A 21,426-nucleotide genomic window follows, 5' to 3' on the forward strand; every position below is an offset into this window, starting at 1 on the left:
CCACCCGGCCATCAGGGCAGATTATTTAGTCACTTTATCGTACCAGACCATATCGGCATTCAGCCCTTGCTGGTACCCCTTCACATTATCGCGCACCACGATCTGGGTTTTGCCCTGATCGACAAACACGTATGGCGAATTATGCTGCAACTCCTGCTGCATTTTGGTGTACAGATCCAGGCGTTTTGCCGGATCGGGCTCGGCCACCGCGGCCAGCGTGGCTTTGGTCAGCTCGGGGATTTTCCAGCCGTTAAGACCGGCCACGGTGCTGGATTTTCCGTCGTTCCAGGCAAAGGCGCTGGCATTGGAGTGTGCATCGAAGTAATCCGGGATCCACAGGCGAATCGCCGCCTGGTGCTGTTTGGCACGCACGCGCGCATACACCTGGCTGCCCGCAGCAGGCAGCAGATCCACCTTCACGCCGCCCTGGGCGAAGCTCGCCTGCATTGACTGCGCGATGGTGATAAACGGCGGTTTGTTCTCCACGTCCAGCGTGAAGTGCGCGTCTTTAATACCCGCTTTGGCGAGGATCGCTTTCGCTTTGGCCGGATCGAATTTGAATGGATTATCCTCCAGCGCGCCCGGCAGCCCGACCGGCAGGAAGCTCTGATGCACAAAATACTGGCCCTTCAGCAGATCCTTAGTGATACCGTCGTAATCCACCAGCCAGCGCGACGCTTCCCAGAACGCCGGGTTGTTCAGCAGCGGGTTAGCGCTGTTTCCGGCGTTAAACACAAGATAGTTCTGCTCGGCAGACGGGATGCTTAACACCTTCACACCCGCTTTACCTTCCAGCGCGCTGATTTGGTCAGCGCCCAGATCGCGGGCCACATCCGCATCACCTTGCTGAATCAGCAGACGGCGAGAGGCCGGGTCCGGGACGTTTTTAATAATGATGCTTTTGAGCTTCGGTGCGCCGCCAGGGGCGGTGTCGTTAGCTTCCAGCACGATGGCCTGATGCGGCTGGTAGACGCGCATTTTGTACGCGCCGCTGCCCGCCGAGTGCATTTTCAGCCAGGTATTACCGAAGTCGTTGTCTTTCACATTCGCTGAAACCAGCTTTTCATCGACGATAGAGGCAATCGGCGTGGAGAGAATATTCAGCGCCACCGCCGGGCTGACGTCAGCCGTCCAGTGCAGTTGCAGCGTGTGGTCATCCACTTTTTTCAGCTGGCTGGCGATATTGCCCGGCTCCCAGCCCAGCACGTTCAGAATAAAGGCCGGGGATTTGTTCAGTGTGATGGCGCGGGTGTAGGAGAAAATCACATCTTCCGGGCGCAGCGGGTTGCCGGAGGCAAATTTGGCGTCAGGCTTGAGTTTGATGGTCAGGGTTTTCGCTGCTGCGTCTGCTTCCCAGCTTTCCGCCAGAATTGGGGAGATTTTTGCCGGATTATCGCGGTCGGGCTGCACCAGACGCTGGTACAGGCTCGGCACGGTCTGGATGCTGGAAAGCTCGTTGGCTTCCGCGGGATCGAGGCTGACGATATCATCAAGCCCCTGAGCGACAACCAACGTATTCGGCGGAGTAGCGGCGTTGGCGGCGGCTGACAGCGCGGCCAATACCAGTAACGGCAGCAGTTTTTTCGTCATAGCGATCCCTGAAAGAAAATGTGTTGTGATTGTTTTTGGCATCGCTACGTTAGGCCTGCCGTGAAAATCCTCAAAGTCTAAATTCTGCTTTGCTTATGCCATGGGGATATAACGCATGCAGATTGGCTATTAAGCGCTTTCCTACACGCAGGGCTTTTCGCCTGCTTTTTGTCCTGATATAACAATTGCATTACATATCAGGGAGTCGCGGGCGTGCCGGAAATTAATCAACATGGTCAAGTCGTAAACGATATTGTTCCCCACTGGAAAGGTGCTTCGGTGTTGCGCCGCACGCCGCTGAACGGGCGATTCTGCCGTCTGGAGCCGCTGGACGCCACGCGGCACGCCGTGGATCTGTTTGACGCGTACGCTCTGGGCGATGACAGCGACTGGACGTGGCTTGCCAGCACACAGCCGGAGAGCGTCGACGCCACCGCTCACTGGCTGTTGGGCAAGGTGATGGACGATGCGCTGGTGCCTTACGCGGTCATTGATTTACGTTCAGAGCGTGCGGTTGGCGTGGTGAGTTATATGGCGATTGAGCGGCTGATGGGGTCGGTGGAGATTGGCCACGTGACCTGGTCGCGTAAGATGAAAAACTCTCCCATAGGAACGGAAACGGTCTGGCTGTTGCTACAAAATGCCTTCGAACATCACTACCGCCGCGTGGAGTGGAAATGCGATTCGATGAATGTGGCGTCGCGGCGCGCGGCAGAGCGGCTGGGGTTTGTCTGGGAAGGGCGGCTGCGGCAAAAACTGATCCGCAAAGGGCGCAACCGCGACAGCGATATGCTTTCCATCATTAATACCGAGTGGTCGGAGCGCGACGCCGAGCTGCGCGCGTGGCTGGCGGCGGAGAACTTTGACAGCGAAGGGCGGCAGATCCAGCGTCTGGAAGCGTTCAGGCAAGGGGTTGCGGAGGATAGTCCCCGCTAAACTGCGCGGTCGGCTCCATGCTATTTAACGAAGAAATAAATAGCGGGTTTTGAAAGTAACAGGGAAGGCGGGTTAACGCTGAGGCGAATTATTCGCAGAGCAAAGTAATGACGCCGACGTTTTGCTGGCACCAGTGAAGGTGAAAAGCGTGGTTGTGCGAAAAACCGGCCAGCGGGCGAGCCAGCGACAGGGTGATCGTGCTGCGAGTCATCGCCGTCACGCAGGCGCTGTCAAAACCCATATAGGCGTTAACGCGCGGGAACAGGGCTTTAAACAGGCTCTCTTTGGCGCTGAAGACCAGCGTCAGGGCGAGGGCAAACGGATATCCCGCGCCTAGCAGAACACGCTTTTCCTGCTCGTTGATAATCCCGTCCTGAATCTCTACGGCTTCCTTTTCTGCAATCAGCGCTTCGCAGTCAATCCCCACCAGCGCGGTGTCGCGGCGCACCGCCAGCGCCAGCGCCTGGGTGCCGCTGTGAGAAATACTGCCCGCAAAACCGGTTGGCCACAGCGGTTCGCCGTTCGCGCCGATACCGGGCACCGTGGTGATGCCAAAGGGCTGGAGCGCCTGGACGGCGGCGATGCGTCCGGCGAGGTGTTCCGCTTTGCGTTTGGCAGAGGCGTGGTTGAGGTCGGCGTGATGGGGCAGCCAGAGCAGATCGGCGTGATCAAAGGTGGAGGGATCGAAATCGATGCGGTGAAGCGAGACGCCGCCGAGTGTCAGCAGGCTGTGTGTGGTGTGCATCGGTCCCCCTGATAGAAAAAGCCCCCTTCGATGGAAGAGGGCTTACAGTCTATCAGAAGTGGGTGTTAACGCTCATGTACCAGGTACGACCCGGTTCGTTGTAGGTGTAAGCACCTGCACCGTACATGTACGCGCCCGTGGTGGCATTCCCGGTGGTCTGGGCATTACCTGCACGCCACTGGCGTTTGTCGAAGACGTTATCCACGCCGCCGGTCAGGCTGACGTATTTGGTCACGTCCCAGGTCGCGCTCAGGCCCACGATGCTGTACGGGCTGACTTCGTCTTTTTCAGACCCGCTCACCGGCTGGCCTTTGTAGTTGTATTTCTTCGGCTGCTGCTTGCCGTACCAGGTGAAGGTCGACTGCACCGACACATCCTGTTGTACCTGCCAGCTCAGGGTTGAGTTCAGCGTGTACTCCGGGATGATCGACAGACGATCGCCGGTCTCTTTGTTCTTACTTTGCAGCATGTAGGTGATGTTGTTGGTCCAGTTGACCGCATCCGTCACCGGCACGTTTAAGGAGCCTTCCAGCCCTTCTACGACGGCTTTCGGCACGTTTTCCCACTGGTAAATATCGGTGGAGACTTTGCCGGTAGAGGTCTGGCCGATTGGCGCATAGCCCGCTTCGATTTTGTCGCGATAGTCGTTACGGAACCAGGTTGCACCCGCCAGCCAGCCGTCGCGTTTCCACTCGAGGCCAATTTCTTTGTTGATGCTGGTTTCGGCTTTCAGATCGTCGTTACCCATCATGTAACAGCCGACGCCGTCGCCGCTGGCGTAGCAGCCCTGGCCTTTGCTGTAGAGCAGGTAGTTCGGGTTGGTCTGGTACAGGCTCGGCGCTTTATACGCACGGGCGATACCCATCTTCAGCGTGAAATCATCCCCCAGACCTTGCGACAGGTTCAGGGACGGGCTCCAGTTGTTGCCCACGATAGTGTGATGATCGAAGCGCAGCGCCGGGGTCAGCATGGTGCTGTCGGTCAGCTCCATGTTGTTTTCGGCGAACAGGGAGAAGATCTCCGCCTTCGAGTACGGGCTACGATCGTCGCTCATGCCAGGGATCGCGCCGCCCTGCTGGGTCTGAGAGTTAGAGGCGTAATCCTTCATGCGCTGCTGGTTCCACTCGGTCCCCAGAGTCAGGTTCTGGTTGACCAGGAAATCGAACGGCAGGTTAACTTCGCTGTGCAGGGTGACGTCGGAGAGATCCGTATCGGTAAATTTGTCGCTGTTGAACAGCCCTTCCAGACCGCCCGCCAGCCCTTCGCCTAGACGCGAGTTACGGGTGTGCTCGTATTGCGCCCAGTTGCTGGTGGTCACGCCGTTATCCCAGCCGCCGTTCCAGGTCACCGCCCAGTTCTGGCGGTAAATACGGTTGGTCTCTTTGCCGTAATTCTTCTTCACCAGCCCGTTCGAGCTGTTGTCGTTGTTGGTGTTCTGGGTATCGCCCGCGTAGAGGTTATTCTGGCGGCTGTAGCCCGCTTCAAATTCCAGGGACTGCATTGGCGCGAAGTCCCAGCGCACCACGCCGTTGATATCTTTGTTTTCCACGCCTTCACGACCGGCCGGCAGGGTATCGGCATACATTCCGGTACGGTCGGACTGATGGCCCTGGTTGATATCCCATGCGTCGGCCTGGGTTTTGTCCAGATTACCGAACATACGGAAGCTGAAATCGCCGCCCAGCGGGCCGCTCAGGCTGAAGTTGGTGCGCTTGGTGGAGCCTTCGTCTTTATGCTCCGGCGCGTTCAGATAGGTGTTCCACGAACCATGCCACTGGTTGTCGAATTTCTTGGTGATGATGTTCACTACGCCGCCCGCTGCGCCGTTACCGTAGCGCGCGGCCGCCGGGCCACGAATGACTTCGATGCGCTCGATCATCTCAGGCGGTACCCAGCCGGTGTCGCCGCGCGTATCACGCTCGCCGCGCCAGCCGAGACGGATGGAGTTACGGCTGGTGACGGGTTTGCCGTCGATCAGAATCAGGGTGTTTTCCGGGCCCATGCCACGAATATCAATCTGGCGGTTGTTACCGCGCTGACCGCTGGTAGAGTTACCGGTCAGGTTAACGCCTGGCATGGTACGAATGATTTCGGCCACGTCGCGAGCGGGAGGATTTTTACGAATTTCATCAGCCGTGATGGTTGAAACGCCCGGCGCCTGCAGGTTTTGCTCGGCGGCGGTGATCACCATAGTATCTTCGTGCGCGGCACTGCTGGTGGTTTTGTCGTCTGCCATGGCTGGCATGGCCACGCCGTAAATCCCCAGATTGACCAGCAAGGCCAGGGAGTGAATCTTCTTATTCATTGTACGTCCTGCTTTTCGTTGCCGCGTCCCCTTGGCTCCATTCCCTAACGGGAGAGGAGGCGGCATGAATTATCACCGGCACGTTGCGTAAGCAGCCCTGTCCTCGAGCGCACACAATGCGTGGCATGGTTATTTTATGAGCGCGCTTCCCACAGCGCGGGCACTACGCTATTGCAAATGCAAATAGTTATCAATAATATTATCAATAATTTTTGTCATATAACAAAAAAGACGCGAAAAACATGAGGTTAAACGGGTGACGGCGCTAACAACGGGAAGTGATGCCTGGTGGCAGTCAAAAAAAGGGCCGGAAGCGGTCCGCGAAGGGGATAATTATCGTGTCACTTTCTGGTGGCGCGATCCCGGCGGAACGCAACTAACCTCGACGGTGCAGCGGGTGTGGATCTACATCACTGGCGTCACGGATCACCATCAAAATGCGCGTCCCCAGTCGCTCACGCGCCTTCCCGACACCGACGTCTGGCAGTGGCAGGGGGAATTCAGCCCTGAGTGGCGCGGCAGCTACTGTTTTATTCCCTCCGATAATGCCCAGGATTTCGACCAAACCGTCTTCACCGCCGACGCGCCCGATCGCATGGCGCTGCGTGAGGGCTGGCGCAAACTGCTGCCAAATGCGATTGCCGATCCGCTGAATGCCCAGAGCTGGCGCGGCGGACGCGGCCATCCGGTGTCGGCGCTGGAGATGCCGAATGCGCCCGTTCAGCCTGGATGGAATCATCCCGAAACGCCGTTTTCTGCGCCGCACTGCATTCAGTGGCACAGCTCGCGTCTGGGGAATGCGCGCCGGGTGTGGATCTTCACCACGGGCGAGGAGAGCGCAGCCGAGCGTCCGCTGGCAATTCTTCTCGACGGCCAGTTTTGGGCCGAAAGTATGCCCGTCTGGCCTGCCCTGACGGCGCTCACAAACGAGGGGCAACTGCCTCCTGCGGTCTACGTGCTCATTGATGTGATCGACACCGCCCATCGCAGCCGCGAGCTGCCCTGCAACCCCGATTTCTGGCTGGCGGTGCAGGAAGAATTACTCCCGCAGATTCACGCCATCGCGCCGTTCAGCGCGCGAGTTGACCACACGGTCGTCGCCGGGCAAAGTTTTGGCGGCCTGTCCTCTCTGTACGCGGGGCTTAACTGGCCGCAGCGTTTTGGCTGCGTGCTCAGCCAGTCGGGTTCCTACTGGTGGCCGCATCGCGGCGCGCAGCAGGACGGGCTGCTTATTGAACAACTCAAAGCGGGTGAAAAATCCGCGCAAAACCTTCGCATCGTTCTTGAGGCGGGCCAGCGCGAGCCGCTGATTTTCCGGGCCAATCAGGCCATTTACGCCCAACTACAACACACACAGCAGTCGATTTTCTGGCGTCAGGTTGACGGCGGACATGATGCGCTTTGCTGGCGTGGCGGGCTGACGCAGGGGCTTATCACCCTCTGGCAGCCACTCATTCACTAACGCCAGGCAGGCGATTTTTTTCGACAGGAGTTTGGTATGGAATTCAGTAATCCCTTCGACAATCCGCAAGGGCAGTTCTCTGTGTTGCAAAACGAAAACGGTCAGTACAGCCTGTGGCCCGCGCAGTGCGCACAGCCTGCGGGCTGGCGTGAAGTGTGCGCCCCGCAATCCCAGGAGGCCTGCCAGCACTGGCTGGCAGAAAACTGGCAGACGCTGATCCCGTCCTTTTTTGCCGAGGAGAACGTATGAGCACGCATCTTCCTCTCGTGGCCGCCCAGCCGGGTATCTGGATGGCAGAACAGCTCTCCACGCTGCCTAATGCCTGGAGCGTGGCGCACTACGTTGAACTGAAAGGCGAAATTAACGCGCCGCTGCTGGCGAAAGCGATTGTCGAAGGCATGATGCAGGCCGACACGCTGCGCACGCGCTTTAGCGAAGACAACGGCGAAGTGTGGCAGTGGATCGATGACGCCATGACGTTCGCCGAGCCGCAACGGGTCGATCTGCGCGACAGCGCCGATCCCCATGCCGCCGCCGTGGCGCTGATGGAGGCTGATCTTCAGCAAAACCTGCGCGTCGAGAGCGGCCAACCGCTGGCGTTTCAGTGCCTGATTCAGGTCGATAATCACCGCTGGTACTGGTATCAGCGCTATCACCACTTAGTGGTTGATGGCTTCAGTTTCCCGGCGATTACCCGCCAGATTGCCGCCATTTACGCGGCCTGGTCGAAAGGCGAGCCTACACCGCCCACGCCGTTCACACCTTTTGCCGAGGTGGTGGAAGAGTATCAGCGCTATCGCGACAGCGACGCTTTTCAGCGCGACGGCGCATTCTGGGCCGAGCAGCGTAAACAGCTACCGCCGCCTGTTTCGCTCTCCCCCGTGCCGTTGCCGGGGCGTGCTGCCACGACCGATATTTTACGCCTGAAGCTGGTCGCCGATCGTCGCGCATTCAGCCAACTGACGGCCTCCTGCCCGCAGGTGCAGCGCACGGATCTGGCCCTCGCACTGGTGGCCCTGTGGCTCGGGCGTTTAACCGGACGCATGGACTACGCGGCGGGCTTTATCTTTATGCGTCGCATGGGATCGGCGGCGCTCACCGCCACCGGCCCGGTGCTGAACGTGCTGCCGATGGCGGTCAACATTAACCCGCAGGACACGTTGCCGGAGCTGGCCCTGCGCCTGGCGAATCAGCTGAAAAAGATGCGCCGCCATCAGCGTTACGACGCCGAGCAGATTGTGCGCGACAGCGGTCGTGTCGCAGGAGACGAAGCGCTGTTTGGCCCGGTGCTGAACGTGAAGGTCTTTGATTATCAGCTGGATATTGATGGCGTTGAGGCTGTCACCCATACGCTGGCGACCGGCCCGGTGAACGATCTCGAACTGGCGCTGTTCCCGGACGAGCAGGGCGGTTTGAGCATTGAAATTCTGGCGAACAAACAGCGCTATGACCAGGCAACGCTCAGCCGCCACGTGGCGCGCCTGAATGCGCTGCTGGCGCAGTTTGCCGCCAATCCAGCACTCGGCTGCGGCGAGGCGGAAACCGTCTCGGAAGCGGAGTATCAGCAGCTGGCGCAGATCAACGATACAGGCGTGATGCTCAAGGCGACCACCCTGAGTGCGCTGGTGGCAGAACAGGCGCGCAAAACGCCGGACGCCCCGGCGCTGGCGGATGCCCACCATGCGCTGAGCTATCGTCAGATGCGCGAGCAGGTCATCGCGCTGGCGACGCTGCTGCGTGAACGCGGGGTTAAACCCGGTGACAGCGTGGCGGTGGCATTGCCGCGTTCGGTGTTCCTGACTCTGGCGCTGCATGGGATTGTCGAGGCCGGAGCCGCCTGGCTGCCGCTCGATACGGGTTATCCCGACGACCGCCTGCGGATGATGCTGGAAGATGCGCGCCCATCGCTGCTCATCACCACCGACGATCAGCTTCCGCGCTTTAGCGACGTGCCGGGCCTTGATAGCCTGTGCTACGACGCGCTGCTGCCTGCGAACGGCAGTGAACCGCTGAATCTGAGCACGCCGGAACAGACCGCCTATATTATTTTCACCTCCGGTTCGACCGGACGTCCGAAAGGGGTGATGGTCGGGCAAACCGCCATCGTTAACCGCCTGCTTTGGATGCAAAACCACTACCCGCTGGACGCGCAGGATGTGGTCGCACAGAAAACGCCGTGCAGCTTTGACGTCTCCGTGTGGGAGTTCTGGTGGCCATTTATTGCTGGGGCAAAACTGGTGATGGCCGAACCGGACGCCCACCGCGATCCGCTGGCGATGCAGCACTTCTTCGCCCACTACGGCGTGACCACCACGCACTTTGTGCCGTCGATGCTGGCGGCATTTGTTGCCTCGTTAACGCCGGAAAATGCACGCTGTTGCGCGAGTCTGAAGCAGGTGTTCTGCAGCGGGGAAGCGCTGCCGACAGATCTGTGCCGCGAGTGGGAAGTGCTCACGCACGCGCCGCTGCATAACCTCTATGGCCCGACGGAAGCGGCAGTGGACGTGAGCTGGTATCCAGCCTTTGGCGACGCGCTGGCGGCGGTGTCAGGCAACAGCGTGCCGATTGGTTTCCCGGTGTGGAATACCGGCCTGCGGATTCTGGACGCCATGATGCGCCCGGTGCCGTTCGGGGTGGCGGGCGATCTCTATCTGACGGGCATCCAGCTGGCGCAGGGCTATCTGGGCCGTCCGGATCTGACCGCCAGCCGCTTTATCGCCGATCCTTTTGCGCCGGGCGAGCGGATGTATCGCACCGGTGATGTCGCCCGCTGGCTGGACAACGGCGCGGTGGAATACCTCGGGCGTAGCGACGATCAGCTAAAAATTCGCGGCCAGCGTATTGAGCTGGGTGAAATCGACCGCGCGATGCAGGCGCTGCCTGACGTGGCGCAGGCGGTGGCCCATGCCTGTGTCTTTAATCAGGCGGCCGCCACGGGCGGCGATGCGCGTCAGCTGGTGGGTTACGTCGTTTCCGAATCCGGCCTGCCGCTGGATCGCGATGCGCTGCTCGATGCACTGAAAGCGCAGCTTCCGCCGCACATGGTGCCGGTGGTGCTGCTGCAAATCAGCGAACTGCCCCTGAGCGCCAACGGGAAGCTCGACTGCAAAGCACTGCCGCTGCCGGAGTTAACCAGCAAAGCCTCGGGCCGCGCGCCGGAATCGGACACCGAAATGGCGGTGGCGCAGGCGTTCTCCGCGCTGCTCGGCTGCGAAGTAAATGATATCGAAGCGGATTTCTTTGCCCTCGGCGGCCACTCGCTGCTGGCGATGCGTCTCGCGGCGCAGCTCAGTCGTGCGTTCTCCCGCAAAGTTACGCCGGGGCAGATTATGGTCGCCTCGACGGTTAATCAGCTCAGCACGCTGCTGGAGTCGACCATCAGCGACGAGCAGGCTCAGCGTCTGGGGTACGAAACCCTCCTTCCGCTGCGCCAAAGTACGGGCCCGACGCTGTTCTGCTTCCATCCGGCGTCCGGTTTTGCCTGGCAGTTCAGCGTGCTGGCGCGCTACCTCAGCCCGCGCTGGTCAATTACCGGTATCCAGTCGCCAAGGCCAGATGGCCCGATGGCGCAGGGCGCGACGCTCGATGCGGTGATCGAACATCATCTGCAGACGCTACGCACCCAGCAGCCGAAGGGACCCTATTATCTGTTCGGGTACTCGCTCGGCGGAACGCTTGCACAGGGTATCGCGGCACGTCTGCGTGAGCAGGGCGAAGCGGTAGCGTTCCTCGGCCTGCTGGATACCTGGCCGCCGGAAACGCAAAACTGGGCGGAAAAAGAGGCTAACGGGCTGGACCCGGAAGTGCTGGCCGAGATCGAACGCGAGCGCGAAGCGTTCATGGCGGCCCAGCAGGGGCAGGCGTCCGGCGAGCTGTTTAGCGCTATCGAAGGGAACTACGCCGATGCGGTGCGACTCCTGACCACGGCCCACAGTTCACGCTTTGACGGCAAAGCGACGCTGTTTGTCGCCGAACGCACGCGCACCATGGACCCGCAGCAGGCGTGGGCCCCGTGGGTGGGTGAGCTGGAGGTCTATCGCCAGGATTGCGCCCACGTGGATATTATCTCTCCGCAGGCGTTTGAGCAGATTGGGCCGGTGTTGAAGGGCATTTTAGGGTAAGCACAGGTTTCTGCCCTCTTCTCAGGGAGAGGGCAGAAATGAGAGGCGTCAGACCGCGCGTTTCCCCAACGGTACCACCAGCGGCGTACCCGCCACCGGATCGTCAATAATCATGCAGCGCATGCCGTAAATCCGCTCGATAAGCTCCGGCGTGACAATCTCTTTCGGCGCACCTTGTGCCACAATCTTCCCGTCGCGAAGCGCAATCAGGTGCGTGGCGTAGCGGCACGCCTGGTTGAGGTCGTGCAAAACTGCCGCGAGTGTATACCCCTGGGTGCGGTTCAGATCGCTCAGCAGTTCCAGCAGATCGATTTGATGGCTGATATCCAGCCAGGTAGTTGGTTCGTCGAGCAGCATGATCGCGGTTTCCTGCGCCAGCACCATCGCAATCCACGCGCGCTGCCGCTGGCCGCCGGACAGCGTATCGACACTCTGCGTCGCCAGATCCGTAATGCCTGTTGCCTGCATCGCGCGCGCAACGGCCTCTTCATCCTCTTTGCGCCAGCGGGTAAACAGCGGCTGATGCGGATAGCGTCCGCGAGCCACCAGCTCGTGCACCGTGATATCCCCCGGCGTGGTGGCGTTTTGTGCCAGCAGACCAATCCGGCGCGCGACCTCTTTGCTGGCAAAACTCTGGATCTGCTCGCCGTCGAGAAACACGCTGCCGTGCTGGGGCGTCATCAGGCGGCTCAGGGTGCGCAGCAGGGTCGATTTTCCGCAGCCGTTCGGGCCGATAATCGCCGTGAAATGGCCGTCAGGAATCGAGACGCTCAGGTCGTCGACCACGATTTTTTTACCGTAGCCGAGGGTCAGTTTTTCGCCGCGCAAGCGGGAGGTGATGGCATTCATTTCTTGCGGGACTCCTGGACTAACAAGACGATGAGGTAAATCCCGCCAAGACTGACGGTCACCACCCCCACCGGAAGTTGATAAGGCATAAACAGCTGCTGGGCGCAAAGATCGGCGGCCAGTAAAAGTAATGCGCCGCACAGGGCTGCCTGGGTTAGGCCCCAGCGCGCGGTGCCGCTGATGCGTCGCGCAATGTGCGGAGCGACCAGAGCAATAAACGAAATCGGGCCCGCGATGGCAGTGGAGGCAGCGGTTAACACCACGGCGACCAGCATCAGGGTCAGGCGCGAACGCTCCACGCTGACGCCCAGCGCACAGGCGCTGTCATCGCCCATCTCCAGCAACCGCATTCGGCGCACCAGCAGCCAGGCACAGATAAACATCAGGGCGATAATCGGCGTGGTGGGCAGGGTTTTGGCCCACGTCAGGCCGTTGAGCGAACCTGCGTTCCACAGCCCCGCAGAGAGGGACGTTTCCAGCGAGGCGTGCAGCAACAGCCAGGTGTTGAAGGCCATCAGCATGGCGCGAATGCCGATGCCGATAATGATCAGGCGGAAGGTTTCGATGCCGTTGCGCCAGGCGAGCGCCCAGACCAGCAGCGAGGTGAGAATACCGCCCGCCATCGCCGCAAACGCAATGGCCGTCAGATGCTGGCCAAACAGCACCATCGCCACCAGCACGCCGCTCCATGCCCCGGTGTTGAAGCCCATCACGTCCGGGCTGCCGAGAGGGTTACGCAGCAGAGACTGGAAAATCGCGCCGCTCACACCCAGCGCGGCGCCGACCACAATCGCCATCATCACGCGCGGCAGACGCCACTCCGTCACAACCATGGTGATATTGCGCGGTGCGCTGCCGGTGAGGGCGTTAAACACCTGGCTGAAATCGAGGGGCACCGCGCCGCTGCGCAGACTCCAGACGGCAATCAGCAGGCTGGCGGCCACCAGCAGCAGGCAGGAGAAAACTAAACGTCGGGACGGGGCCATCACAGGGCACCTCCGCGCTGGCGTCGAACCAGGAAAATCAGCACCGGCGCGCCAATAAAGGCGCTGACCACCGAGACGCGCAGTTCGCCCGGTACCAGCACGCGGCCCAGAATATCGGCAAACAGCAGCAGCGTCGGCGTAGCGAGCAGCGTGACCGGCAGCAACCAGCGGTGATCGGCCCCGACAATCCAGCGCGCCATGTGCGGCATCATCAGGCCAATAAAGGCAATCGGGCCGACGACTGCCGTTGCGCTGCCGCACAGCACGGTGATCGCCAGTAAACCGAGCAGCTGCGTACGCGCCACGCGACTGCCGAGCGCGGTAGCGGTGTCGGTTCCGAGACTCAGGCTGTTCAGCGCCCGGCTGGAGAAGAGCGCGATGGTGGCGGCGATCAGCACCGGCAACGTCACCACTTTCAGGGTTTGTAATGTGCGAATATCCAGCGAACCGGCCTGCCAGAAGCGCAGCTGATCCCAGACGTCCGGGTTGAGCAGGGCGATGCCGCTGGACAGACCTTCGAGTACCGCGCCGAGCGCCACGCCCGCCAGCGTCAGACGGACCGGGCTAAGCTGGCCGCCGCCCTGGCTGCCGGTAAAGGCCACCAGCAAGGACGCGGCGAGGGCGCCGCAGAAGGCCATCAGCAGTTGTTCGCCGGGGGAGGAAAAACCAAACAGCGCCGCGCCGAGGACGATAGCAAAACTGGCACCGGCGTTAACGCCAAGAATGCCGGGGTCGGCGAGGGGATTGCGGGTCAGGGTTTGCATCAGCGCACCGGCGAGGCCAAGCGCCGCACCGGCCAGCAGCCCGGCAAGGGTGCGCGGCAGACGGGCGTCCAGCACAATAATGCAGTCTGCGCGTTGGCAGGTACCGGACAGGGCATCGACGATCGTGGATGCGGGCAGCGGTTTCGCGCCAACCAGCAGGCTGAGTGCAACAGCAAGAATGAGTAACAACAATAAAACGGGCACGGCAGCGGCGCGCACCGTCAAAGAGGAAGACGACATAGCAACATCCATGATTTGATAATGATAGTAATTATCGTTATCTATCTTATTTGGCTATGTTAGCATGTGCGGCCATGGAATTGGTAGAAAGTTAGACCACAAGGCCTTGTCATGAATCAAAAATCCTGGCTGCTCAACCTCAGCCTGCTGAAAACGCATCCGGCGTTTCGCGCCGTGTTTATCGCCCGTTTTATCTCCATTTTATCCCTTGGCCTGCTTGGTGTTGCCGTACCGGTGCAGATCCAGGCCATGACTCACTCCAGCTGGCTGGTCGGGCTTTCCGTCACATTGACGGGCAGCGCAATGTTTATCGGCCTGATGGTCGGCGGCGTGCTGGCGGACCGCTACGAGCGTAAAAAACTGATCCTGCTGGCGCGCGGTACCTGCGGCGTGGGCTTCGTCGGGCTGTGCCTGAACGCCTTGCTGCCGGAGCCGTCGCTTATCGCCATTTACGCGTTAGGGCTGTGGGATGGATTCTTTGCCTCGCTGGGCGTGACGGCACTGCTGGCGGCGACGCCAGCGCTGGTTGGGCGTGAAAATCTGATGCAGGCCGGGGCGATCACGATGCTCACCGTGCGCTTGGGTTCGGTGATTTCGCCGATGGTCGGCGGCCTGCTGCTGGCGACCGGGAATGTTGCCTGGAACTACGGCCTGGCGGCGGCGGGGACCTTTATTACCACGCTCACCTTGCTGCGCCTGCCGGTGTTACCCCCTCCGCCGCAGCCGCGTGAGCATCCGTTAAAATCACTGATGGCGGCGATCCGTTTTCTGTTCAGCAATCCGCTGATTGGCGGGATCGCGCTCCTCGGTGGGCTGCTGACGATGGCGAGCGCGGTGCGCGTGCTTTATCCGGCGCTGGCGATAGAATGGCAGATGAGCGCCTCGCAGATTGGCCTGCTGTACGCGGCAATCCCGCTCGGTGCGGCGTTTGGCGCCCTGACCAGCGGCAATCTGGCGCACAGCGCGCGGCCTGGACTGATCATGTTGTCGGCGACGCTGGCCTCGTTTATCGCCATCGCTTTCTTTAGCCTGATGCCATTCTGGGCGCTGGGTGTGGTGTGTCTGGCGCTGTTTGGCTGGCTGAGTGCGGTGAGCTCTTTGCTGCAATATACCTTGATTCAGACCCAGACGCCGGAAGGCATGCTCGGGCGGATCAACGGCCTGTGGACCGCGCAGAACGTGACGGGTGATGCAATTGGCGCGGCGATTTTAGGCGGGCTGGGGGTGATTATGACCCCGGTGGCGTCGGCGAGCAGCAGCGGTTTTGTGTTGGCCATCGTCGGGGTGATTTTATTGATGACGCTGGCAGAGTTACGCCGGTTCCGTCAGGAACCCGTTGTGATTGAAGAAGTATAAAATGCAGTGCCCGGTCAGGCGCAACCGCCACCGGGCACAACCGTCTTTGCTATTTGAATAACACCTCTAAACGCTGCAACACCAGCATCGCACTGTAGTAATCCAGGCGGAAGGTCTCCGTGCCGAGCGCCCAGACGCGTTTGTTTTGCACCGCCGGCAGATGGGCCAGCAGCGGGTTAGCGTAAATCGCATCCACATCTTTCTGATCGCCCGCAAACAAGAACAACCCTTCTCCGTTCAGACCCGTCGCCAGGTTTTCACCGCCCAGCTGGATAATATCGTGGCGTTGGCCCTGGCTTTTGGACGTGTGTAGCCCGGCAGGCAGTTCAGCCAGCTGGAAGCCGAGCTGTTGCAGGAATTTCCCCTGCGCCGATTCGGTGGTCCACAGGTTCGCGCTGTGCGCAGCGGCGGTGTAGACGATGGCGTTTACCGGCTGTGGCGGCAGCTTCATTTTCTGTTTCACCTGCGCCAGCTGCGTGTCGAATTCCGCGATGCGGGCGGCAGCCTGCTTTTCCTGCCCGGTGATCGTGCCGAGCTGCGTCAGCAGTTCCTGCCAGCTTTTGTCGTCGTAGTTAATTACCAGTGTCGGCGCGATAGCTGAAAGCTGATCGTACAGCGCGAGGGCTGAATCGCCGCCGGTGGCGCTGATCAGGATCAGATCCGGCATTTGCGCGGCCACGGCTTCTGCGCTCGGTTCGCCGATATAGAGGCGAGAGAGTTTGCGTGCTTTGGCGATATCGCCCCACTGGCGCATAAAGCCCTGCGCATCCGCCACGCGGTTGTTAGGGGTGGTGGCACCGCTGGCAATGACCGGCGCGTCAATCGCCAGCAGCGAGCCGGTGAGGGTCACGCTGGTGGAAACAATGCGAGTCGGTTTGCTTTCGAGGGTGTGCGTACCGTGGCTGTCGCTCACCTGACGCGGCCAGTCGGCGGCGGTGGCTGAGGTTAGTCCTAAAACAAAAAGTCCTGCGAAAAGCAGGGTTTGACGACAAACGGCAGGGAGTTTCACAAAGCGGCATCCTGTTTTTGTTGAGGTTAATGCTTCTCATTTTCATGAATGCGCCGAAGGGATGCAAGCGATAGTCGCACAAGTTGCGCTGTCGGCGGTTGACACCGTCGCGCTCTGCTATTAGGTTAGCCATCGAAAATATAAATGATAATTATTCGTACTGCGTTTATCATTTTTAAGGAGGATGATATGGATACGTCATTGGCTGAGGAAGTTCAGCACACCGCGACCACGCTGCAATCAGACAGCTTTTTCTTTATGTCGCCTTATCGCAGTTTTACCACGTCAGGCTGTTTTGCCCGTTTTTCTGAATCCGCCGTTGGCGGCGACGATCCGGCAGGTGCCTTCCAGCAAAAGCTGGCGCAGGCGTTTCAGCATGCCAAAGACAGCGGAATAAGCCATCCGATTATGGTCGGCGCTATTCCGTTCGATACCCGCAAACCGTCGTCACTGTTTATTCCGCAAAACTGGCAGACCTTTTCCCGCCCGGCGCGACAAAAATCCGCGCGCTATCTCCCAGGGGCGCAGGAGCTGTCCGTCACCCGACGCACCGAAATTCCCCCTCAGCCCGTTTTTGAAGAGATGGTGGCCCGCGCCGCTGCGCTCACCGCTACGCCGCAGGTCAATAAAGTGGTGCTGTCGCGCCTGATTGATATCGCCGCTGACCAGAAGATTGACAGCGGGGCGCTGCTCGAGCGCCTGATCGCACAGAACCCGGCGAGTTTTAACTTCCACGTGCCGCTCGAAGACGGCGGCGTGCTGCTGGGTGCAAGCCCGGAGCTGCTGCTGCGCAAAGAGGGGGCGCATTTTAGCTCGCTGCCGCTGGCCGGTTCCGCGCGTCGTCAGCCGGACGACATGCTGGATCGCGAAGCCGGTAACAAGCTGCTGGCCTCGGAAAAAGATCGCCACGAGCATGACCTGGTCACGCAGGCGATGAAAACTGTGCTCGAAAAACGCAGCCATCACCTGACCATGCCCTCTTCCCCGCAGCTGGTGACGACGCCGACGCTCTGGCATCTGGCGACGCCGGTGGAGGGCGAAGCGCACGACAACGAAAACGCCCTGACGCTGGCCTGCCTGCTGCACCCGACGCCCGCCCTGAGCGGTTTCCCGCATCAGGCGGCGAAACAGCTGATTGCGGAGCTGGAGCCGTTCGATCGCGAACTGTTTGGCGGCATCGTCGGCTGGTGCGACAGCGAAGGTAATGGCGAGTGGGTGGTGACGATCCGCTGCGCGCGCATTCATCAGAATTCAGTTCGCCTGTTCGCGGGCGCGGGCATTGTCCCGGCCTCTTCACCGGTCGGTGAGTGGCGCGAAACCGGGGTGAAACTCTCCACCATGCTGAACGTTTTTGGTCTGCACTGAGGAACCATCATGAGCATTCCCTTTACCCGCTGGCCCGAAGATTTTGCCCGGCGCTACCGCGAAAAAGGCTACTGGCAGGATCTGCCTCTGACCGATATTTTGACCCGCCACGCCGGGAGCGAGGCGACGGCGATTATCGACGGCGAGCGTCAGTACACTTATCGCCAGTTCCATCAGGCCGTCAACAATCTCGCCTCCGCGTTGCAGGCGCAGGGCGTGAAACGCGGTGAAACGGCGCTGGTGCAGCTCGGCAATGTCGCCGAGTTTTACGTGACCTTCTTCGCGCTGCTGCAGGTGGGCGTTGCACCCGTAAATGCCCTGTTCAGCCATCAGCGCAGCGAACTGAACGCCTACGCCGCGCAGATAGAACCGGCTTTACTGATTGCCGATCGCCAGCACGCGCTGTTCGCGGGCGATGAATTCCTGAATACCTTTGTCGACCAGCACCGCTCCGTGCGCGTGGTGTTGCTGCGTGGCGATACGGGCGAACATGCGCTGGAAGCCGCGATTGCGCGCCCGGCGGATAACTTTATCGCCAGCCCAACGCCGGCCGACGAAGTGGCCTTTTTCCAGCTCTCCGGCGGCAGTACCGGCACGCCGAAGCTCATCCCGCGCACGCACAACGATTACTACTACAGCATTCGTCGCAGCAACGAGATTTGCGCCATCAACAGCCAGACGCGCTATCTGAACGCGCTGCCTGCCGCGCATAACTACGCCATGAGTTCCCCTGGTTCCCTGGGCGTGTTCCTCGCGGGTGGCTGCGTGGTGCTGGCCAACGATCCGAGCGCCACGCTCTGCTTCCCGCTGATCGAAAAACATCAGATTAACGTCACCTCGCTGGTGCCACCGGCGGTCAGCCTGTGGCTGCAGGCGATTGCCGAAGGAGCGGGAAATGAACAGCTTGCCTCGCTGGCGCTGCTGCAGGTGGGCGGGGCGCGTTTGTCTGCGACCCTTGCCGCACGTATTCCGGCGGAGATTGGCTGCCAGCTGCAGCAGGTGTTTGGCATGGCGGAAGGGCTGGTGAACTACACGGCGCTCGACGATTCCCCGGAAAAAATCATGAACACCCAGGGCCGCCCGATGTGTCCGGACGATGAAGTGTGGGTGGCGGATGAACAGGGCAATCCTCTGCCAAGCGGCGAAGTGGGACGTCTAATGACGCGCGGGCCGTACACGTTCCGTGGCTATTTCAACAGCCCGGAGCACAACGCCAGCGCCTTTGACGCCGACGGTTTTTACTGCTCCGGCGATCTGATCGCCATCGATGAACAGGGTTACATCACCGTTCAGGGGCGCGAAAAAGATCAGATCAACCGTGGGGGCGAGAAGATTGCCGCCGAAGAGATCGAAAACCTGCTTCTGCGCCACGACGCGGTCATTCATGCGGCGCTCGTCAGCATGGAAGACAGCCTGCTCGGCGAGAAAAGCTGTGCATATCTGGTGGTGAAAACCCCGCTGCGGGCGGTGGAGGTGCGGCGTTTCCTGCGTGAGCAGGGCGTGGCGGATTTCAAGCTGCCGGATCGTGTCGAGAGCGTGGATGCGCTGCCGCTGACGCCGGTAGGAAAAGTGGACAAGAAACAATTGCGCCTGTGGCTGGCCGAACGCGCCCAGGGCTGAGGAGTTTAAAATGGCAATTCCAAAATTAACCGGTTATGCGCTGCCAACGGCGGCCGATCTGCCAGACAACAAAGTGAGCTGGGCGTTTGAGCCGGAGCGCGCGGCGCTGCTGATCCACGATATGCAGGAATATTTCCTCAACTTCTGGGGCGATAACTGCCCGATGATGGAGCAAGTGGTGGCGAACATCGCCCAACTGCGCGATTACTGCAAAAAGCACAACATTCCGGTCTACTACACCGCGCAGCCAAAAGAGCAGAGCGATGAAGATCGCGCCCTGCTGAACGACATGTGGGGACCGGGCCTGACCCGTTCACCGGAGCAGCAGCGCATTGTCGCCGCGCTAACCCCGGACGAAGCCGATACGGTGCTGGTGAAATGGCGCTACAGCGCGTTCCACCGCTCGCCGCTGGAACAGATGCTGAAAGAGACGGGCCGCAATCAGCTGCTGATCACCGGTGTGTACGCGCACATCGGCTGTATGACGACCGCGACCGACGCTTTCATGCGTGATATCAAACCGTTCTTTATCGCTGACGCACTGGCCGATTTCAGCCGCGAAGAGCACCTGATGTCCCTCAAATACGTGGCGGGCCGTACCGGTCGCGTGGTGATGACTGACGAATTGCTGCCGTCCGTGCCGGCAAGTAAAGAGGCCCTGCGCGCCGTCGTACTGCCGCTGCTGGATGAGTCCGACGAGCCGATGGATGATGAAAACCTGATCGATTACGGTCTGGACTCCGTGCGCATGATGGCTCTCGCAGCTCGCTGGCGCAAAGTGCATGGCGATATCGACTTCGTGATGCTGGCGAAAAACCCGACCATTGATGCCTGGTGGGCACTGCTTTCCCGCGAGGTGAAGTGATGGCCGGATTCGATTTTACCGGCAAAACCGTCTGGGTGACGGGGGCCGGAAAAGGCATCGGGTACGCCACCGCGCAGGCCTTTGTGGAGGCGGGGGCGCGGGTGACGGGCTTTGATCTCGCTTTTCCCGAGCAGAATTACCCGTTTGCCACTGAAGTGCTGAACGTGGCGGATGCCACCGAGGTGAACGAGGTTTGCGGGCGCGTGCTGGCGACCATCGATCGCCTCGACGTGCTGGTTAACGCGGCAGGGATTTTGCGCATGGGGGCGACGGATCAGCTCTCTCAGGACGACTGGCAGCAGACTTTTGCGGTTAACGTCGGTGGGGCGTTCAATCTTTTCCAGCAGACGATGGGCCAGTTCCGCCGTCAGCAGGGCGGGACAATTGTGACGGTCGCCTCTGACGCTGCGCATACGCCGCGCATCGGCATGAGCGCGTATGGCGCGTCAAAAGCGGCGCTGAAAAGCCTGGCCTTGACGGTCGGACTGGAGCTGGCAGGCAGCGGCGTGCGCTGCAATATTGTCTCGCCTGGCTCGACGGATACGGACATGCAACGCACCCTGTGGGTGAGCGACGACGCCGAGCAGCAGCGCATTCGTGGGTTTGGCGAGCAGTTTAAGCTTGGCATTCCGCTAGGTAAAATCGCGCGTCCTCATGAAATTGCCAACACCATTCTGTTCCTCGCCTCGGATCTGGCCAGCCACATCACGCTGCAGGATATCGTGGTGGACGGCGGCTCAACCCTGGGGGCGTAGATGATCTGGAAACGTCATTTGTCCCTCGAAGAGCTGAACGCCACCAGTCACAACACCATGGTGGCGCACCTCGGGATGGTTTACACGCGTATCGGTGACGACACGCTGGAAGCGGAAATGCCGGTCGATGCGCGAACGCATCAGCCGTTTGGTCTGCTGCACGGCGGGGCTTCGGCGGCGCTGGCGGAGACGCTCGGTTCAATGGCCGGTTTTCTGATGACCCGCGACGGGCAAAACGTGGTGGGTACGGAGCTGAACGCCACCCATCATCGCGCCGTGTCACAGGGCAAAGTGCGCGGTGTGTGTCAGCCGCTGCACCTGGGGCGTCAGAACCAAAGCTGGGAGATCGCGATCTTTGACGAGCAGGGGCGGCGCTGCTGTACCTGCCGGTTAAGTACGATGGTGCTCGGGTAATTTGGTTGCGTGGGATTGCCCGGTAAGCGTACAGCCACCGGGCA

General features: G+C 60.5%; 17 protein-coding genes. 10 read left to right on the top strand and 7 right to left on the bottom strand.

The annotated features are described in order from the left end of the window. Positions 1-21: 21 nt before the first annotated feature. Entirely contained in the window at positions 22-1,590 is a 1,569-nt protein-coding gene (locus tag ACB496_RS05660; RefSeq protein WP_102104217.1) for an ABC transporter substrate-binding protein, read from the bottom strand. Between the two features lie 213 nt (positions 1,591-1,803). Between ACB496_RS05660 and ACB496_RS05665 the strand changes: the two genes are divergently transcribed. Further along, positions 1,804-2,526 carry a GNAT family N-acetyltransferase gene (locus ACB496_RS05665; RefSeq protein ID WP_371974642.1) on the top strand — a complete coding sequence of 241 codons (723 nt, stop codon included), beginning with the start codon at positions 1,804-1,806 and terminating at the stop codon, positions 2,524-2,526. Between the two features lie 88 nt (positions 2,527-2,614). Here the strand turns inward: ACB496_RS05665 and entD are convergent, their stop codons facing one another. Together entD and ACB496_RS05675 are read right to left on the bottom strand one after the other, a co-directional pair. Then, positions 2,615-3,271: an enterobactin synthase subunit EntD gene (gene entD / locus ACB496_RS05670; RefSeq protein WP_371974643.1), complete on the bottom strand. Its 657-nt coding sequence runs from the start codon at positions 3,269-3,271 to the stop codon at positions 2,615-2,617. A 52-nt stretch (positions 3,272-3,323) separates the two neighbouring features. Then, on the bottom strand, positions 3,324-5,576 hold the full coding sequence (locus tag ACB496_RS05675; RefSeq protein WP_100777281.1) for a TonB-dependent siderophore receptor: 2,253 nt from the start codon (positions 5,574-5,576) through the stop codon (positions 3,324-3,326). A gap of 256 nt (positions 5,577-5,832) precedes the next feature. Between ACB496_RS05675 and fes the strand changes: the two genes are divergently transcribed. Genes fes through entF form a run of 3 tightly spaced genes read left to right on the top strand, consistent with a single transcriptional unit; the run spans position 5,833 to position 11,159 of the window. Continuing rightward, a complete protein-coding gene (fes, locus tag ACB496_RS05680) occupies positions 5,833-7,038 on the top strand; it encodes an enterochelin esterase (RefSeq protein WP_371974644.1) in 1,206 nt (401 codons plus the stop codon). A gap of 36 nt (positions 7,039-7,074) precedes the next feature. Further along, positions 7,075-7,287 carry an MbtH family protein gene (locus ACB496_RS05685; RefSeq protein ID WP_100777279.1) on the top strand — a complete coding sequence of 71 codons (213 nt, stop codon included), beginning with the start codon at positions 7,075-7,077 and terminating at the stop codon, positions 7,285-7,287. Beyond that, on the top strand, positions 7,284-11,159 hold the full coding sequence (gene entF, locus ACB496_RS05690; protein WP_371974645.1) for an enterobactin non-ribosomal peptide synthetase EntF: 3,876 nt from the start codon (positions 7,284-7,286) through the stop codon (positions 11,157-11,159). Before ACB496_RS05685 ends, entF begins: the two co-directional genes overlap by 4 nt. Before the next feature lie 48 nt (positions 11,160-11,207). Here the strand turns inward: entF and fepC are convergent, their stop codons facing one another. From fepC to fepD, 3 genes are read right to left on the bottom strand one after another with little or no spacing between them, the layout of a single operon-like run. Further along, positions 11,208-12,008, bottom strand: coding sequence for an iron-enterobactin ABC transporter ATP-binding protein (gene fepC / locus ACB496_RS05695; protein WP_100777277.1), 801 nt, complete (start codon positions 12,006-12,008; stop codon positions 11,208-11,210). Next, positions 12,005-12,997: an iron-enterobactin ABC transporter permease gene (gene fepG / locus ACB496_RS05700; RefSeq protein WP_102104212.1), complete on the bottom strand. Its 993-nt coding sequence runs from the start codon at positions 12,995-12,997 to the stop codon at positions 12,005-12,007. The genes fepC and fepG overlap by 4 nt, the downstream gene beginning before the upstream one ends. Continuing rightward, positions 12,994-13,998: a Fe(3+)-siderophore ABC transporter permease gene (fepD, locus tag ACB496_RS05705; RefSeq protein ID WP_371974646.1), complete on the bottom strand. Its 1,005-nt coding sequence runs from the start codon at positions 13,996-13,998 to the stop codon at positions 12,994-12,996. Before fepD ends, fepG begins: the two co-directional genes overlap by 4 nt. A gap of 111 nt (positions 13,999-14,109) precedes the next feature. Between fepD and entS the strand changes: the two genes are divergently transcribed. Beyond that, positions 14,110-15,354, top strand: coding sequence for an enterobactin transporter EntS (gene entS, locus ACB496_RS05710; protein WP_371974647.1), 1,245 nt, complete (start codon positions 14,110-14,112; stop codon positions 15,352-15,354). Between the two features lie 49 nt (positions 15,355-15,403). Here the strand turns inward: entS and fepB are convergent, their stop codons facing one another. Next, the gene (gene fepB / locus ACB496_RS05715) at positions 15,404-16,363 is read right to left on the bottom strand and encodes a Fe2+-enterobactin ABC transporter substrate-binding protein (RefSeq protein ID WP_371974648.1); all 960 of its coding nucleotides are present in this window, start codon (positions 16,361-16,363) and stop codon (positions 15,404-15,406) included. Between the two features lie 189 nt (positions 16,364-16,552). Here fepB and entC point away from each other — a divergent pair, with 189 nt between their 5' ends. From entC to entH, 5 genes are read left to right on the top strand one after another with little or no spacing between them, the layout of a single operon-like run. Next, entirely contained in the window at positions 16,553-17,728 is a 1,176-nt protein-coding gene (gene entC / locus ACB496_RS05720; RefSeq protein WP_102104209.1) for an isochorismate synthase EntC, read from the top strand. 9 nt (positions 17,729-17,737) lie between these two features. Next, on the top strand, positions 17,738-19,348 hold the full coding sequence (gene entE, locus ACB496_RS05725) for a (2,3-dihydroxybenzoyl)adenylate synthase EntE (protein WP_371974649.1): 1,611 nt from the start codon (positions 17,738-17,740) through the stop codon (positions 19,346-19,348). Positions 19,349-19,358: 10 nt separating this feature from the next. Further along, positions 19,359-20,213, top strand: coding sequence for an isochorismatase (locus ACB496_RS05730; RefSeq protein WP_100777270.1), 855 nt, complete (start codon positions 19,359-19,361; stop codon positions 20,211-20,213). Beyond that, positions 20,213-20,968: a 2,3-dihydro-2,3-dihydroxybenzoate dehydrogenase EntA gene (entA, locus tag ACB496_RS05735; protein ID WP_371974650.1), complete on the top strand. Its 756-nt coding sequence runs from the start codon at positions 20,213-20,215 to the stop codon at positions 20,966-20,968. The genes ACB496_RS05730 and entA overlap by 1 nt, the downstream gene beginning before the upstream one ends. Continuing rightward, entirely contained in the window at positions 20,969-21,382 is a 414-nt protein-coding gene (gene entH / locus ACB496_RS05740) for a proofreading thioesterase EntH (RefSeq protein ID WP_100777268.1), read from the top strand. Positions 21,383-21,426: the final 44 nt, after the last annotated feature.

Source organism: Lelliottia nimipressuralis, assembly GCF_041464075.1.
GTDB classification, from domain to species: Bacteria; Pseudomonadota; Gammaproteobacteria; order Enterobacterales; family Enterobacteriaceae; genus Enterobacter; species Enterobacter nimipressuralis.